This is a genomic window from Pseudomonas sp. UBA6323 (assembly GCF_002439135.1).
Lineage (GTDB): Bacteria > Pseudomonadota > Gammaproteobacteria > Pseudomonadales > Pseudomonadaceae > Aquipseudomonas.
This window is the reverse complement of sequence record NZ_DJSX01000065.1, coordinates 59,132-73,994: the sequence shown is the minus strand read 5'-3', so window position 1 is coordinate 73,994 and position 14,863 is coordinate 59,132. Positions and strand designations below refer to the sequence as shown.

The following is a 14,863-nucleotide window of genomic DNA, read 5'->3' as shown; positions in this document are numbered from 1 at the left end:
GCCGCCCAACTGGCGGGTTTCACCCGCCCTATGATGGTTAATCCAATCCTCGCCCCGCCCACACCTTTGCTGCGCTGTGATGCAGGATGCCGTGGCGGCGGGCGAGGGCGGCGTGATCTTTGGAGTAACCGCCGCCGATCACCCCCAGCACCGGAATGTCGCGGCCCAGGCAGTGTTGCAGCACGGCTTCGTCGCGGGCGGCCAGGCCGGCGTCGGTGAGCTGCAGATAACCCAGGGCATCGTCCTTGTGCACGTCGACGCCGGCGTCGTAGAGCACCAGATCCGGCTGATAGAGCGGCAACAGGTAATTTAGTGTGCCGTCCACCACCTTCAGGTAATCGGCGTCGCCCATGCCGCGCGGCAGGGGAATATCCCAGTCGCTTTCGGCCTTGCGCGCCGGGAAGTTCTGCTCGCAATGCAGCGACACGGTGACCGCATCCGGCTCATCGGCCAGCAGCCGCGCGGTGCCGTCGCCCTGATGCACGTCGCAGTCGAAGATCAGCACGCGATGCACGCAACCAGCTTCGAGCAGGTAGCGGGCGATCACCGCCAGGTCGTTGAAGATGCAGAAGCCGGAAGGAAAGTCGTAGTGCGCATGGTGCGTGCCGCCGGCCAGGTGGCAGGCCAGACCGTGGCGCAGGGCCAGTTCGGCAGTCAGCAGCGAGCCGCCCACGGCGCGCACGGTGCGCCGCGCCAGCGCTTCGCTCCAGGGTAGGCCGAGGCGGCGCTGGTCCTCATGGGAAAGCTCGCCGGCCATGTAGCGGGCGATATAGTCCGGGCAGTGAACCAGGGCGAGAATCTCCGCCGGGCACAGCTCCGGGCGTTGCAGCTCGGCATCCGTGGTCAGGCCGCTATCGACCAGGTGATCGCGCAGCAGGCGGAACTTCTCCATGGGGAAGCGATGCCCGGCCGGGAAGGGCGGGCTGTAATCCTCGTGGTAGACCAGCGGTAGCGGCATACAATGACGACTCAAGCGAATTGACGGCTTATGGTCGCAGCCAATCGAGACAACTGCCATGCCCCTGATCGAAACCTCCACTGAACGCCTGCTGCTGCGCGCCTGGCGCGACACTGATCTGCCGGCGCTGGTCGCGCTGAATGCCGATGCCGAGGTGATGCGCCATTTCCCCGCGCCACTGGACGCCGAACAGAGTGCACAGCTGCTGGCGCGCTTGCGGGCGCATCATGAGCAATATGGTTTCACCTTCTGGGCACTGCAGCGGCGCGACAGCGGCGAGCTGATCGGTTTCACCGGCCTGGCGCAGGTCGGCTTCGAGGCGCCTTTCGTGCCGGCCGTGGAGATCGGCTGGCGACTGGCGCGGGCGCACTGGCGCCAGGGCTATGCGAGCGAAGCGGCGCGCGCCTCGCTAGCTGTGGCCTTCGAGCAGCTTGGGCTGGACGAAGTGGTGAGCTTTACCGTGCCGGCCAACCTGCCGTCGCAGGCGGTGATGCGCAGCATCGGCATGCAGCGTGACCCGGCCGGCGATTTTCTCCACCCGCGTCTGCCGGACGGTCATCCGCTGCAACTGCATGTGCTCCATCGCATTCGCCGCGAGCATTGGGAGGCCGGACGATGAAGGATGTGCTCGCCTATCACCAGCTCAGCAAGCACGCGCCCGAACGCTTCGCGCCGGGGCCGGGGCAGCTGGACTGGGCGACCCAGCCGGCGCCGTTTCGCCGCTACGCGGGGGCGCGGCTGATCGAGCTGTACCTCCGCCCGCTGGAAGAGGGGCCGGGCTACGACACGGCATTTGCCGGGCCGCAGACACCGCCTGCGCCGCTGGATCGCGCCAGCGTCTCGCAACTGCTGTACGACAGCCTGGCCATTTCCGCCTGGAAGGAAGCCGGCGACAATCGCTGGGCGCTGCGGGTCAATCCGTCATCCGGCAATCTGCACCCGACCGAGGCCTATCTGCTGTTGCCGCCGGGTGTCGTGGATGAGGTCGCTGTGCTGGCCCACTATGCCCCGGATGTTCATGCGCTGGAGGTACGCAGCGAGCTGCCCGTGCCGCTTGGCCGGCAGCTGGCGAGCAGCCTGCCGCCCGGTGGTTTTCTCCTGGGGCTGAGCAGCATCGCCTGGCGCGAGGCCTGGAAGTACGGCGAGCGCGCCTACCGCTACTGCCAGCACGACCTGGGGCATGCCCTGGCGGCGCTGGCCATCGCCGCCAACGTGCAGGGTTGGCAGGTGCGCATGCTGCACGGCGTGGCCGAGGCGCGTCTGGACGGCCTGCTAGGGCTGGACGGAGACGACTTTCATGAGGCCGAACACGGCGACTGCCTGCTATGGATCGGCCCGGCGCAAGCGATGGAGTTCGCCCTGCCCGAAGCGCTGCTCGCCGGGTTGGCGCAGCTAGAGCGGATTGGCGCGCCCAATCGGCTGTCGCGCGAGTATCGCCACTGGCCGGAGCTGCAGCGGGTGCATGGGCTGTGCCGCGCGCCGGCACGTCCTCGCGCCGTCTGGAACCTGGGTGCGGCCGACGCACGGGCCGACAACCCCGGCCTGCCACTGCGGCCAATCCTGCATCGCCGACGCAGTGCGCAGGCGATGGATGGCCGCAGCGGCATTCAGGCGTCACTGCTGCTGGCCTGGCTGCGCCGGCTGATGCCGCAGCAGTCGCCGGTGCCCTTCGCCGTGAACGAAGAGCCGATCGAGATCGACCTGTTGCTGTTCGTCCATCGCGTGCAGGGCCTGGCGCCGGGGCTGTACTGGCTGGATCGCACAGGCAGCGGCGTGCAGCCACTGCGCGCGGATTACCTGTGGCAGCGGGTAGATGACGAGCTGCCGCTGTACCGCCTGCTCGAAGGCGACGCCCGTGGTCTGGCGGGCTTTCTCAGTTGCGGCCAGGACATCGCCGCCGATGGCTGTGTGGCCTTGGCCATGCTGGCGCGGGTGGAGCGCGCCCTGGCCAATGGCGCCTGGCGCTATCCCAGGCTCTACTGGGAGTGTGGCCAGATCGGTCAGTTGCTCTATCTCGAAGCCGAAGCGGCAGGGCTTTCGGGTACGGGCATCGGTTGCTACTTCGACGACGCCTTGCGCGAGTTGCTCGGCGATGCCGACAGCGGGCTGCAAAGTCTTTACCATTTCACCCTTGGCCGCGCCGTATGGGATGAACGCCTGACGTCGCTGCCGGCCTATTCCCAACCGCGATTACCAACCCCTGCACAAGGAGAGACTCCATGACCCAGGTACTCGACGATCTGGTCGCGCTGCTGAGCCTGGAACAGATCGAGGAAAACCTGTTCCGTGGCCGCAGCCAGGATCTCGGTTTTCGCCAGCTGTTCGGCGGCCAGGTGCTTGGCCAGTGCATCTCCGCTGCCAGCCAGACCGTCGAGGAGGCGCGTCACGTGCACTCCATGCACGGCTACTTCCTGCGCCCTGGCGATGCCAGCCTGCCGGTGGTGTATCAGGTCGAGCGCACACGCGATGGCGGCAGCTTCAGCACCCGCCGCGTGGTAGCGGTGCAGAAGGGCAAGCCGATCTTCTTCTGCAGTGCCTCGTTCCAGTACGACGAGGAAGGTTTCCATCACCAGAGCGAGATGCCGGATGTGCCAGGCCCCGAGGACCTGAAGTCGGAAACCGATCTGGCGCGCATGGTCGCACCGATGATTCCCGAGCGCATGCGCGAGCGTGCGATCAGCGACAAGCCCATCGAGATCCGCCCGGTCACCCTGATCAACCCCTTCGCCCCGCAGCCTTGCGAGCCGGTCAAGTACGTGTGGTTCCGCGCCGCCGGCGATCTGCCGGACGACCCCCAGCTCCACAAGTACCTGCTGGCCTACGCCAGCGACTTCAACCTGCTGACCACCTCGATGCAGCCGCACGGCGTGTCGGTGTTCCAGAAGTTCATGCAGGTGGCCAGCCTCGACCATTCGCTGTGGTTCCACCGCAACCTGCGTATGGACGACTGGCTGCTGTACGCCATGGACAGCCCCTGGGCCGGCAATGCCCGCGGCTTCTCCCGCGCCAGTATCTACAACCGTCAGGGCGAACTGGTCGCGTCGGTTGCCCAGGAAGGCCTGACCCGCGTGCGTGAGGATTGGAAGTGAGAGCACTGCGCGACGCACGCCACTGGGTGTTCGACATGGACGGCACCCTGACTCTGGCGGTGCATGACTTTCCAGCGATCAAACGGGCGCTGGGCATTCCCGAGGAGGACGACATCCTCCACCACCTGGCGGCGCTGCCGGCAGACGAGGCAGCGGCCAAGCATGCCTGGCTGCTGGAGCACGAGCGCGAACTGGCTGTGGCCTCGCGCCCGGCGCCGGGCGCCATCGAGCTGGTGCGCGCGCTGTGCGAGCGCGGCTGCCAGCTCGGCATTCTTACGCGCAACGCCCACTCTTTGGCGCTGCTGACGCTGCAGGCCATCGGCCTGGATGACTGCTTCGCCACGGCCGATATCCTTGGCCGCGACGAGGCGCCGCCCAAACCGCATCCGGGCGGACTGCTGCACCTGGCCGAGCGCTGGGCAGTCAAGCCGCAGGAACTGGCGATGGTCGGCGACTACCGCTTCGACCTTGAATGCGCCCAGGCTGCGGGCGCGCGCGGCGTGCTGGTCAATCTGCCGGACAACCCCTGGCCGGAGCTGACCGAGCTGCATGCGCAGGATTGCGCGCAGCTGCTGGCCGCGCTGGGCTGAGTGGCGGCATAGCGCTTTTAGGGCGAAATTGGGGGAGCGGATCGCGAATGAATTCGCTCCTACAAAGAGGGCACTGCGCAGTAGCGCTCACCTTCAGCGTTCTCTGGAGGCCTCGGGTGCCTGCCACTGAAACGGGCGGCTTCACGTTTCTGTAGGAGCGAATTTATTCGCGAAAGCGGGCCGCAGGCGCGCCCGGATCGCCGACATGCAGCTATCGCCATGCTTCACGGTTCCGGATTTCAATCCGGACTACGGTGCTGAGTGGCACGGCGCTTTTAGGGTGAAACCGGGGCGTGCGGATCGCGAATAAATTCGCTCCTACAGAGAGAGCACTGCGCAGTAGCGCTCACCTTCAGCGTTCTCTGGAGGCCCGGGTGCCTGCCGCCGATACAGGCGGCTTCACGTTTCTGTAGGAGCGAATTTATTCGCGAAAGCGGGCTGCAGGCGCGCCAGCGGACCGCCGACATGCAGCTATAGCCAAACCTCACGGTTCCGGATTTCAATCCGGCCACGCTGCGCAGTCAATCCGTCAGAACTCGTACAAAAAAACGCCCCCGCAAAGCTTGCGGGGGCGGCGCGTTGGGTAAGGTCGTCCTTGAAGCGGGTTACGCGCGATCAACCTTGTGGGGCGTTGCTGCCGGTATCGCTCCAGCCACCACCCAGCGCCTTGTACAGTTCCACTTCGCTGCTGAGCTGGGCCAGGCGGTCGGTGATCAGCTGCTGGCGCACGCTGAACAGCTGGCGCTGGGCATCGAGCAGGGTCAGGTAGCTGTCCACACCGGTGCGGTAGCGGCGCTCGGCCAGGTCGTAGTAAGTCTCGGTGGTCTCCAGCAGGGCACGTTGGGCGTCCAGCTGTTGGCGATAGGTGGTGCGCGCGGCGAGGCGGTCGGCGACTTCCTGGAAGGCCACCTGGATGGCTTTCTCGTACTCGGCGACGCGGATATCGCTCTGCAGCTCGGCATAGTCGAGGTTGGCGCGTAGGCGGCCGGCGTTGAAGATCGGCAGGCTGATCTGTGGCTGGAACAGCCAGGTGCCCGAGCCGCTGTCGAACAGGCCGGACAGTTGGCTGCTGGCGGTGCCGGCATTGGCGGTCAGGCTGATGCTGGGGAAGAACGCCGCGCGCGCCGCGCCGATATTGGCATTGGCCGCCTTGAGCTGATACTCGGCCTGCAGCAGGTCGGGGCGACGCTGCAGCAGGTCGCCGGGCAGGCCGGCCGGAACCTGTTCCAGCAGGTCGGCGTTGAGCGCCAGGCTCTGCGGCAGGTCGGCCGGCAGGCCGGTGCCGAGCAGTTGGGTCAGGGCGTTGCGGTCCTGGGCGACCAGGCGCTGGTACTGCGCCAGGCTGACGCGGGCGCTGTCCACCGAGCTGCGCGCCTGGCTCAGGGCCAGGGCGTCGGCGACGCCGACGTCGAAGCTGCGCTGGGTCAGCTGGTAGCTTTCCTCGAAGGTCTTCAGGGTGTCCTGAGTCAGCTCAAGCAGCGCCAGGTCCGCCTGCCATTGCAGGTAGGCATTGGCGACGCTGGCCACCAGGCTGATCTGCGTGCTGCGCTGCGCCTGTTCGGTAGCCAGGTACTGTTGCAGGGCCTGCTCGCTGAGGCTGCGCAGGCGACCGAAGAAGTCCAGCTCCCAGGCGTTGACGCCCAGGGTGGCGCTGTACTGGCCGGCAGTGCGGGCTTCGCCGGTCTGGCTCAGGTCTGCCGGCAGGCGCTGGCGGGTGCCGGCGCCGTCGGCGGATACCGAGGGCAGCAGGTCGGCGCGCTGGATGCGATACAACGCGCGGTAGGCCTCGACGTTCAGCGCGGCGACGCGCAGGTCGCGGTTGTTCTCCAGCGCCACCTGCAGCAGTTGCTGCAGCGCCGGGTCACGGAAGAACTCGCGCCATTGCAGGTCGGCGGCGGCGCGGCTGCCCTCGCTGGCGGCGCTGCCATAGGCCTCGCCCTGCGGCCAGTCGGCGGCCACCGGGGCCTCCGGGCGCTCATAGTCGGGGATCAGGCTGCAGCCGCTGAGCAGAGCGGCGGCCACGGCCAGGGACAACAGGGACTGCCTCATTGCAGTACCTCCTTCTCGTTTTCACGGGGCGGCTCGGGGCGCTTCTTCTCGAACAGCGAGCAGACAACTACGTAGAACAGCGGGATCCAGAAGATCGCCAGAACCATCGCGCTGAGCATGCCGCCGATCACCCCGGTGCCGATGGCGTGCTTGCTGCCCGCGCCGGCACCGCTGGCGATGGCCAGCGGCAGACAGCCGAGCATGAACGCCAGCGAAGTCATGATGATCGGGCGCAGACGCATGCGGCAGGCCTCGATGGCCGCCTCGGCGAAGGTCATGCCCTGTTCGTACTGGGCCTTGGCGAACTCGACGATAAGGATCGCGTTACGCGCCGACAGACCGATGGTGGTGAGCAGGCCGACCTTGAAGAACACGTCGTTGGACAGCCCGCGCAGCTCGGTGAACAGCAGCGCGCCGATGATCCCCAGTGGCACCACCAGCATCACCGAGAACGGGATCGACCAGCTCTCGTACAGTGCTGCCAGGCAGAGGAACACGACGATGGCGGAGATCACGAACAGCGCAAGCGTCTGCGAGCCTGCCAGGCGTTCCTCGTAGGACAGACCTGTCCACGAGTAGCCGACGCCCTGTGGCAGCTGCGAGGCGATTTCTTCCACCGCCGCCATGGCATCACCGGTACTGTAGCCGGGTGCCGGCGCACCTAGGATTTCCACCGCCGAGACGCCGTTGTAGCGCGCCAGCTTGGGCGGGCCGTAGGTCCACTCGCCACTGGCGAAGGCGCTGAACGGCACCATGCGGCCCTGGTCGTTACGTACGTACCACTTGTTCAGGTCTTCCGGGGCCATACGTGCGTCGGCCACGCCCTGCAGGTAGACCTTCTTCACCCGACCGCGGTCGATGAAGTCGTTGACGTAACTGGCGCCCCAGGCGATCGACAGCGTGCTGTTGATGTCCGACAGCGACAGACCGAGGGCACGGGCGCGCTCGTCATCGATCAGCAACTGGTACTGCGCCTCGTCGCGCAGGCCGTTGGCCCGCACGCTGTCGAGCACCGGATGCTGGTTGGCCAACTGCAGGAACTTGTCGCGTGCCTCGTTCATCACCTGATGGCCGACGCCCGCCTGGTCCTGCAGGAAGAAGTTGAAGCCGGTGGCGTTACCCATCTCCATCACCGCCGGCGGGGCGAAGGCGAACACCATCGCATCGCGGAAGCTGAAGAAGTGCTGCTGCGCGCGTTGCGCCAGCGCGGCCACGCCATTCTCCTCACCCGGACGTTCGCCCCAGGGCTTGAGCATGATGAAGGCCATGCCCGAGCTCTGGCCGCGGCCGGCGAAGTTGAAGCCGGTGACGGTGAACACCGACTGGACCGTGCTCGCTTGGTCTTCCAGCAGGTACTGGCGCATTTCGTCGACCACTACCTGGGTGCGCTCGGCACTCGAGCCGGACGGCGTCTGCACCTGGGCGAAGAGCACGCCCTGATCTTCCTCGGGGAGGAAGGCGGTGGGAATGCGGGTGAACATCCAGGCCATGATTACGACGATCACCAGATACAGCAGCAGGTACGGCGCCTTGCGTTTGATCATGCCCGCAACGCCGCGCTGATAGGCATTACTGCCGCGCTCGAAGGTGCGGTTGAACCAGCCGAAGAAGCCGCGTTTGGCCTCGTGGTGATCGCTGTCGATGGGCTTGAGCAGGGTGGCGCACAGCGCCGGGGTGAAGATCAGCGCCACCAGCACCGACAGGGCCATGGCCGAGACGATGGTGATGGAGAACTGCCGGTAGATCACCCCGGTAGAGCCGCCGAAGAAAGCCATTGGCAGGAACACCGCCGAGAGCACCAGGCCGATGCCGATCAGCGCGCCCTGGATCTGGCCCATGGATTTCTTGGTCGCCTCCTTGGGCGACAGGCCGTCCTCGCGCATCACCCGCTCGACGTTTTCCACCACCACGATGGCATCGTCCACCAGCAGGCCGATGGCTAACACCATGGCGAACATGGTCAGGGTGTTGATCGAGAATCCGAACGCGGCGAGTACGCCGAAGGTGCCGAGCAGCACCACCGGCACCGCCATGGTCGGGATGATGGTGGCGCGCAGGTTCTGCAGGAACAGGAACATCACCAGGAACACCAGCACGATGGCTTCGAACAGGGTGTGCACCACCCCTTCGATGGAAGCCGAAATTACCGGCGTGGTGTCGTAGGGGAAGACCACTTCCATACCGGCCGGGAAGAACGGCTCGAGAGTGGAGATGGTCTCGCGCACCGCCTTGGCGGTGTCCAGGGCGTTGGCACCGGTGGCCAGGCGAACCGCCAGACCGGAGGCCGGCAGGCCGTTGAACTGCGCATTGATGGCGTAGTTCTCGCCGCCCAGCTCGACCTTGGCGACATCGCCCAGGCGCACCTGGGAGCCGTCGGCCTGCACCTTGAGCAGAATCTTGCGGAACTCTTCCGGGCTCTGCAGGCGTGTCTTGCCGATGATGGTGGCGTTGAGCTGGTTGCCCGGTGAGGCGGGCAGGCCGCCGAACTGGCCGGAGGAAATCTGCACGTTCTGCGCCTGGATGGCGCTGCGTACGTCTACAGGAGTCAGCTGGACGCTGTTGAGCTTGGCCGGGTCGAGCCAGATGCGCATGGCGTACTGCGCGCCGAACACCTGGAAGTCGCCGACGCCCTTGGTCCGTGAGATCGGGTCCTGCAGGTTGGAGACGATATAGTCGGACAGGTCCTCACGGGTCATGCTGCCGTCTTTCGACACCACGCCAATGACCATGAGGAAGTTGCGCACCGACTTGGTCACGCGGATGCCCTGTTGCTGCACTTCCTGTGGCAGCAGCGGGGTAGCCAGCTGCAGTTTGTTCTGCACCTGAACCTGAGCGATGTCCGGGTTCACCCCCTGTTCGAAGGTAACGATGATCTCCATGCTGCCGTCGGAGTTGCTCGACGAGCTGACATAGCGCAGGCCGTCGATGCCATTGAGCTGCTGCTCGATCACCTGCACTACAGTGTCCTGCACCGTCTGCGCCGAGGCGCCCGGGTAGCTGACCTGGATGGAAACGGCGGGCGGCGCGATGCTCGGATACTGGTTGATCGGCAACTTGAGGATGGACAGGCCGCCGGCCAGCATGATCACCAGGGCGATCACCCAGGCGAAGATCGGCCGGTCGATAAAGAATCTGGACATTCAGTACTTCTCCGTTAGTCCTGGCCGCTGGCTTGTTCGGCGTCTTGGGCAGGCTGTTCGGTCTTGACGTTGGTCGCCGGCACGGCCTTCACCTCGGCGCCGGGCTGCACGAACTGCAGGCCTTCGGTGATCAGGCGGTCGCCTTCCTGCAGGCCGTCCTCGACCAGCCAGGCACTGCCGGCGGTACGATCAGCCTTGAGCACGCGCTGCTCCACCTTGTTGTCGGCATTGACCACCATCGCTGTCGGCTCGCCGCGCTGGTTGCGGGTCACACCCTGCTGCGGGGCGAGGATGGCGTTCTGCTTGACCCCGGAAAGCAGCTCGGCATGCACGAACATGCCCGGCAGCAGTAGGTGGTCGGGGTTGGGGAACACGGCGCGCAGAGTGACCGAACCGGTGCTTTCGTCCACCGCGACTTCGGAGAATTCCAGGGTGCCTTCATGGGCGTAACGGCTGCCGTCCTCCAGCTTCAGCGCGACCTTGGCGGCGTTCTCGCTGGCCTTCTGCAGACGGCCTTCGGCCATGTCGCGGCGCAGGCGCAGCACTTCTTTGCTCGACTGGGTGACGTCGACGTAGATCGGGTCGAGCTGCTGGATGGTGGCCATGGCGTTTGCCTGGCCGTTGCTGACCAGCGCGCCTTCGGTCACTGCGGAACGGCCGATGCGGCCGCTGATCGGCGCCATCACCTTGGTGTAGCGCAGGTCGATACGCGCCTGCTCCAGTGCGGCGTCGGCCTGCAGGCTGGCGGCGCGGGCTTCGTCGTAGGCCTGCTGGCTGACGGCTTTGTCGTTGACCAGCAGCTTGTAGCGATCAGACAGCGACTTGGCGGACAGCTGCGTGGCCTGGGCGCTCTTGTATGCGGCTTCGTAGGTGGCCGGGTCGATCTGATACAGCTGCTGACCCGCCTTGACCTCGCTGCCCTCGGTGAACAGGCGCTTCTGGATGATGCCATTGACCTGCGGGCGAACCTCGGCGATGCGATAGGCGCTGGTGCGGCCCGGCACTTCGCTGGTCAGGGCAAAGGGTTTGGCCTCCAGCGTGACCACACCGACCTGGGGCGTTTGCTGGGCCTGGGGGGCGCTGGACTCCTGGCAACCGGTGAGACCGAGCATTGCCACGGCGATGGCGGAAACCAAGACAGCGAAGGCTGGCTTCGAGTGCATCTGAGAACCTCGTTTTTTATCGATTCATGGCCCAAGGGGCGAAGGGGACGAAGGCAGGGGAAAAAGCGATGCAGGAATATACTTACGTACGTGAATGTTTGTAAATGCCTATAGCTGCCTGCATACTCTCGCCCGTCCTCCTTTACCGGAGCTTTACATAGAGGCGAAACCAGGTAGACAGATGGCCAGAAGAACCAAAGAGGAAGCGCAGGCGACGCGGGTGCAGATACTCGACGCTGCCGAGCGGGTGTTCCATGCCCAGGGCGTTTCCCGTGCGTCTCTGGCGGAGGTGGCGAAAGAAGCCGGCGTTACCCGCGGCGCCATCTACTGGCACTTCGAGAACAAGATCGACCTGTTTCAGGCCATGCTCGAACGCCTGCGTCTGCCCCTCGAAGAGCTGGCGCGCGCCAGCGAGAGCGAGGACGAGCCCGACCCGCTGGGCTGCATGCGCGAGTTGCTGATCAAGGCTCTGACGCGCCTTGCTTGCGAGCCGCAGACCCATCGCACCCACGATATCCTGCGCTACAAGTGTGAATACACCGGTGAGCTGCTCGGTTTGCGCGAGCGCATGCAGGCGCTGAGCCTCGAGTGCGATCAGCGTATTGCCAAGGCACTGGGCAATGCGGTCAACAAGGGGCAGTTGCCTGAGGATCTGGATTGCGTGCGAGCGGCCGTGTGCCTGCATGCCTATATGGAAGGCATCGAGGCCAACTGGCTGCTGGTGCCCAATTTCGACCTGGCGCAACAGGCGCCCGCGCTGGTCGATACGGTACTGGATATGCTGCGCAGCCCGGCGCTGCGCCAGGCGCCGGTGTAGGCGCGAATTTATTCGCGAAAAGGGCCGGCTCGGTGGAAAGCCTTTCGCGGACAAGTCCGCTCCCACAAGGTGCTGGGGTCAGCTTTCCCATCGCTGCGTCATTCGGGTGTAGGAGCGAATTTATTCGCGAAAAGGGCCGGTAAGGTTTCAAGCCATTCGCGGACAAGTCCGCTCCTACAAGGCGTTGGGCTGAGGGTCAGCTCGCCCGTTTCTGCGCGGGCCAGTCGGGCAGGGTATGCGGCGCGCGCAGTCGCGCTTGCAGCCTGGCGACGAACTGGCGCGCCTCCTCTTCACTGCGAAAACTTACGCCGTGTTGATCCAGACGAACCTGCCACAGGCGTTCGCCGCCCTGATTGTGGGGTTGGACGACAATCTTCATGCTAACCACCTCCCTGAGCTGCGCCGCCTCGGCAGCGCGTGTTGGGAGGCTCAGAATAGTCCGACTGCATGACTTTTTTCTGACCTGGGTCAAATGCTCGGTCCGGGCACGTGCGCTTCGCGATGAACGCTGCGTAGAGGTGGTGCTTGAATCAGGCGATCTGGGTGGAAGCGAAACGTCGCCCGGCCCGCCCGACAAAGCCACGACACAACCCGGTGGGTGGGCTTCAGCCCACCACACCGACTCGGCCCGCCATCGGCCTCAAAACCCTTCGAGCACGATCTTGCCCTTGGCCTTGCCGCTCTCCAACAAGGCATGGGCACGGCGCAGGTTGGCGGCGTCGATGCGGCCGAAATGTTCACCCAGCGTGGTCCTGAGCACGCCGCTGTCGACCAGCCCGGACACCCGCTGCAGCAGGCGATGCTGCTCGATCATGTCATCGGTCTGGTACAGCGAACGGGTGAACATCAGCTCCCAGTGCAGCGACAGACTCTTGCGCTTTAGCTGCATCACGTCCAGCGGTTGCAGCGGGTCATCGATCAGCGCCAGGCGCCCCTGCGGCTGCAGGCACTCGACCAGTTGCGCGAAGTGCTGGTCGGTCTGGGTCAGGCTGGCGACATGGGTGACCTGGCCGACACCAATACGCGCCAGCTCTTCGCTCAGCGGCTTGCCGTGGTCGATCACGTGATGCGCACCGAGCTGGCGTACCCAGGCCTGGGTCTCCGTGCGCGAGGCGGTGCCGATCACGGTCAGTCCGGTCAGGCGCCGCGCCAGCTGGGTGAGGATCGAGCCGACGCCGCCGGCGGCGCCCACGATCAGCAGGCTCTGGCCCTGATCGGCCGAACCCTCGGCGATCTGCAGGCGCTCGAACAGCAGTTCCCAGGCGGTGATGGCCGTCAGCGGCAGCGCCGCTGCTTCGGCGAACGACAGGCTGGCGGGCATGGCGCCGACGATGCGCTCGTCGACCAGATGCAGCTCACTGTTGGCCCCGGCACGGTCGATGGCGCCGGCGTAGAACACCCGGTCGCCAGGTTGGAACAGGGTCACTTCGCTGCCCACCGCCTTGACCACGCCAGTGGCGTCCCAGCCGAGCACCTTGGCCGCGCCGTTCTCCGGCGCGACACCCTGGCGGATCTTGGTATCGACCGGGTTGACCGAGATCGCCCGAACCTCCACCAGCAGGTCGTGCGCGCCGGGAGACGGGGCGTCCAGTTGCACGTCCTGCAGCGCTTCAGGATGGTCGGCCGGGAGGGATTGGTAGTAGGCAATGGCTTTCATCTGGTGGGTGCTCTCTGAGTTTAGGCAATGCGTTGCAGCGGGAGCAGATCGACGCCAATGAGCCGCTCGCCGAATGCGTGGGTGAAATGCAGGAAGTGGGTCGTTGCGCGGTGCTGGTCCAGCGCTTCGGCGTCGCGCCATTGTTCGATCATCACGAACTGATCCGTCGCTTGCTGGTTGCGGTGCAGCGCGTACTGCAGGCAGCCCGGCTCTGTGCGACTCGCGGTGACCAGGGCTTGCAGGCCTGCGGCCACTGCCTCGGCATGCCCCGGCAGAACGTTGATGGTGGCGATGAGCGTTAGTGCGCTGGTCATGACTGGTTCCGGTTTGGTGGCGGGAAGTCATGCTCGTTTATTTGTGTGGCGAGAAAAAGGAGGTGGTTATAGAGTCTCTTTCATCATTATTTTGAAAGTGAGCGGCCATGCTGCGTTTCGATGACCTGCAACTCTTCGTGCGGACCGCTGAAAGCGGCAGCCTGTCGGCCGCGGCGCGGCTACTCGATGTGTCGCCGGCGGTGGCGAGCGCCGCGCTCAAGCGCCTGGAGCAGCAACTGCAGGTGCGGCTGCTGGCGCGCTCGACGCGCAGCCTGCGCCTGACGCCCGAAGGCGAGCTGTATCTGGTGCACGCGCGCCTGGCCTTGCAGAGCCTGGAGGAGGGACGCCAGCAACTGGCCGGCAGCCAGGACGGTATTCGTGGTGTGCTGCAGCTTTCGGCGCCCTCGGACTTCGGCCGCAACACCCTGTTGCCCTGGCTCGACGAGTTCCAGGGCGAGCATCCGCAACTGCAGTTGCGCCTGCTGCTGGCCGACCGCGTCACCGATCTGTTTCGCGAGCCGGTAGATATCGCCCTGCGCTATGGCGCACCGGAAGACTCCAGCCTGGTTGCCTTGCCGGTGGCACCGGACAATCGCCGCGTGCTCTGCGCCTCGCCGGCCTATCTCGCACGGCAGGGGACGCCGCAGACGGTAGAGGAGCTGCGCCAGCACAACTGCCTGCTGTACATGCTGCACGGCCGCGTGCATGACCGCTGGCGCTTCCAGGACGGCAAGCGCGAGATGGTCATGAGCGTTGCCGGCAACCGGGTGTGCGACGATGCCGATGTCACCCGGCGCTGGGCCGTGGCCGGGCAGGGCGTGGTGTACAAGTCCTGGCTGGACGTGGCCGACGATGTCCGTGAAGGGCGCCTGCAGGTGCTGTTGCCCGGCTGGCTGGGCGAGCCGACGCCGCTGTATCTGGTCTGCGCACACCGGGCGCAACTGAGCAAGGCGGTGCATCTGCTGCGCGAGTTCCTCCAGGCGCGTTGCGAGCGCCTGCTGGCAGCGGCGCCCTGGCGTTGAAGATAAAGTGCCGGGCGCCTGCTAGACTTCCGTATCAGGCCTCTGCGGCAACGTACCGCAGTGT

At 65.7% G+C, this 14,863-nt stretch carries 13 protein-coding genes; 6 read left to right on the top strand and 7 right to left on the bottom strand.

The genetic code is table 11. The features are described 5' to 3' along the window. Nucleotides 1-37: 37 nt before the first annotated feature. Complete coding sequence (locus tag B3P22_RS15015; RefSeq protein WP_296271524.1) at nt 38-958, bottom strand: histone deacetylase family protein; 921 nt, start codon at nt 956-958, stop codon at nt 38-40. 58 nt (nt 959-1,016) lie between these two features. Here B3P22_RS15015 and B3P22_RS15010 point away from each other — a divergent pair, with 58 nt between their 5' ends. From B3P22_RS15010 to B3P22_RS14995, 4 genes are read left to right on the top strand one after another with little or no spacing between them, the layout of a single operon-like run. After that, nucleotides 1,017-1,577, top strand: a complete 561-nt coding sequence (locus tag B3P22_RS15010; protein ID WP_296271523.1) for a GNAT family N-acetyltransferase — start codon at nt 1,017-1,019, stop codon at nt 1,575-1,577. Then, on the top strand, nt 1,574-3,181 hold the full coding sequence (locus B3P22_RS15005) for a SagB/ThcOx family dehydrogenase (RefSeq protein WP_296271522.1): 1,608 nt from the start codon (nt 1,574-1,576) through the stop codon (nt 3,179-3,181). Before B3P22_RS15010 ends, B3P22_RS15005 begins: the two co-directional genes overlap by 4 nt. After that, a complete protein-coding gene (gene tesB / locus B3P22_RS15000; RefSeq protein WP_296271521.1) occupies nt 3,178-4,047 on the top strand; it encodes an acyl-CoA thioesterase II in 870 nt (289 codons plus the stop codon). Before B3P22_RS15005 ends, tesB begins: the two co-directional genes overlap by 4 nt. After that, the gene (locus B3P22_RS14995; RefSeq protein ID WP_296271520.1) at nt 4,044-4,637 is read left to right on the top strand and encodes an HAD family hydrolase; all 594 of its coding nucleotides are present in this window, start codon (nt 4,044-4,046) and stop codon (nt 4,635-4,637) included. Before tesB ends, B3P22_RS14995 begins: the two co-directional genes overlap by 4 nt. A 615-nt stretch (nt 4,638-5,252) precedes the next feature. On the opposite strand, the gene adeC is transcribed toward B3P22_RS14995, so the two are convergent. The 3 genes from adeC to B3P22_RS14980 are packed head-to-tail and all read right to left on the bottom strand — an operon-like array spanning nt 5,253 to nt 10,989. After that, nucleotides 5,253-6,686 carry an AdeC/AdeK/OprM family multidrug efflux complex outer membrane factor gene (adeC, locus tag B3P22_RS14990; RefSeq protein WP_296271519.1) on the bottom strand — a complete coding sequence of 478 codons (1,434 nt, stop codon included), beginning with the start codon at nt 6,684-6,686 and terminating at the stop codon, nt 5,253-5,255. Next, nucleotides 6,683-9,826: an efflux RND transporter permease subunit gene (locus B3P22_RS14985; protein ID WP_296271518.1), complete on the bottom strand. Its 3,144-nt coding sequence runs from the start codon at nt 9,824-9,826 to the stop codon at nt 6,683-6,685. The genes adeC and B3P22_RS14985 overlap by 4 nt, the downstream gene beginning before the upstream one ends. 14 nt (nt 9,827-9,840) lie before the next feature. Then, entirely contained in the window at nt 9,841-10,989 is a 1,149-nt protein-coding gene (locus tag B3P22_RS14980; RefSeq protein WP_296271517.1) for an efflux RND transporter periplasmic adaptor subunit, read from the bottom strand. A 181-nt stretch (nt 10,990-11,170) separates the two neighbouring features. Between B3P22_RS14980 and B3P22_RS14975 the strand changes: the two genes are divergently transcribed. Further along, nucleotides 11,171-11,806 carry a TetR family transcriptional regulator gene (locus tag B3P22_RS14975; RefSeq protein WP_296271516.1) on the top strand — a complete coding sequence of 212 codons (636 nt, stop codon included), beginning with the start codon at nt 11,171-11,173 and terminating at the stop codon, nt 11,804-11,806. Nucleotides 11,807-12,002: 196 nt separating this feature from the next. On the opposite strand, the gene B3P22_RS14970 is transcribed toward B3P22_RS14975, so the two are convergent. The 3 genes from B3P22_RS14970 to B3P22_RS14960 all read right to left on the bottom strand — a co-directional run bounded on the left by B3P22_RS14970 (nt 12,003) and on the right by B3P22_RS14960 (nt 13,777). After that, the gene (locus B3P22_RS14970) at nt 12,003-12,185 is read right to left on the bottom strand and encodes a hypothetical protein (protein WP_296271515.1); all 183 of its coding nucleotides are present in this window, start codon (nt 12,183-12,185) and stop codon (nt 12,003-12,005) included. Nucleotides 12,186-12,446: 261 nt separating this feature from the next. Next, a complete protein-coding gene (locus tag B3P22_RS14965; protein ID WP_296271514.1) occupies nt 12,447-13,463 on the bottom strand; it encodes a zinc-binding alcohol dehydrogenase family protein in 1,017 nt (338 codons plus the stop codon). 20 nt (nt 13,464-13,483) lie between these two features. Then, complete coding sequence (locus B3P22_RS14960; protein ID WP_296271513.1) at nt 13,484-13,777, bottom strand: putative quinol monooxygenase; 294 nt, start codon at nt 13,775-13,777, stop codon at nt 13,484-13,486. Between the two features lie 107 nt (nt 13,778-13,884). Here B3P22_RS14960 and B3P22_RS14955 point away from each other — a divergent pair, with 107 nt between their 5' ends. Beyond that, on the top strand, nt 13,885-14,799 hold the full coding sequence (locus B3P22_RS14955) for a LysR family transcriptional regulator (RefSeq protein ID WP_296271512.1): 915 nt from the start codon (nt 13,885-13,887) through the stop codon (nt 14,797-14,799). The last annotated feature ends 64 nt before the right edge of the window (nt 14,800-14,863 follow it).

What these genes read in the sequence shown, in the direction of transcription:
- B3P22_RS14960 (WP_296271513.1), bottom strand. Translation starts at nt 13,777, where the DNA reads ATGACCAGCGCACTAACGCTCATCGCCACCATCAACGTTCTGCCGGGG.
- B3P22_RS15010 (WP_296271523.1), top strand. Translation starts at nt 1,017, where the DNA reads ATGCCCCTGATCGAAACCTCCACTGAACGCCTGCTGCTGCGCGCCTGG.
- B3P22_RS14980 (WP_296271517.1), bottom strand. Translation starts at nt 10,989, where the DNA reads ATGCACTCGAAGCCAGCCTTCGCTGTCTTGGTTTCCGCCATCGCCGTG.
- B3P22_RS14970 (WP_296271515.1), bottom strand. Translation starts at nt 12,185, where the DNA reads ATGAAGATTGTCGTCCAACCCCACAATCAGGGCGGCGAACGCCTGTGG.
- B3P22_RS15015 (WP_296271524.1), bottom strand. Translation starts at nt 958, where the DNA reads ATGCCGCTACCGCTGGTCTACCACGAGGATTACAGCCCGCCCTTCCCG.
- adeC (WP_296271519.1), bottom strand. Translation starts at nt 6,686, where the DNA reads ATGAGGCAGTCCCTGTTGTCCCTGGCCGTGGCCGCCGCTCTGCTCAGC.
- B3P22_RS14965 (WP_296271514.1), bottom strand. Translation starts at nt 13,463, where the DNA reads ATGAAAGCCATTGCCTACTACCAATCCCTCCCGGCCGACCATCCTGAA.
- B3P22_RS14955 (WP_296271512.1), top strand. Translation starts at nt 13,885, where the DNA reads ATGCTGCGTTTCGATGACCTGCAACTCTTCGTGCGGACCGCTGAAAGC.
- B3P22_RS14985 (WP_296271518.1), bottom strand. Translation starts at nt 9,826, where the DNA reads ATGTCCAGATTCTTTATCGACCGGCCGATCTTCGCCTGGGTGATCGCC.
- tesB (WP_296271521.1), top strand. Translation starts at nt 3,178, where the DNA reads ATGACCCAGGTACTCGACGATCTGGTCGCGCTGCTGAGCCTGGAACAG.
- B3P22_RS14975 (WP_296271516.1), top strand. Translation starts at nt 11,171, where the DNA reads ATGGCCAGAAGAACCAAAGAGGAAGCGCAGGCGACGCGGGTGCAGATA.
- B3P22_RS15005 (WP_296271522.1), top strand. Translation starts at nt 1,574, where the DNA reads ATGAAGGATGTGCTCGCCTATCACCAGCTCAGCAAGCACGCGCCCGAA.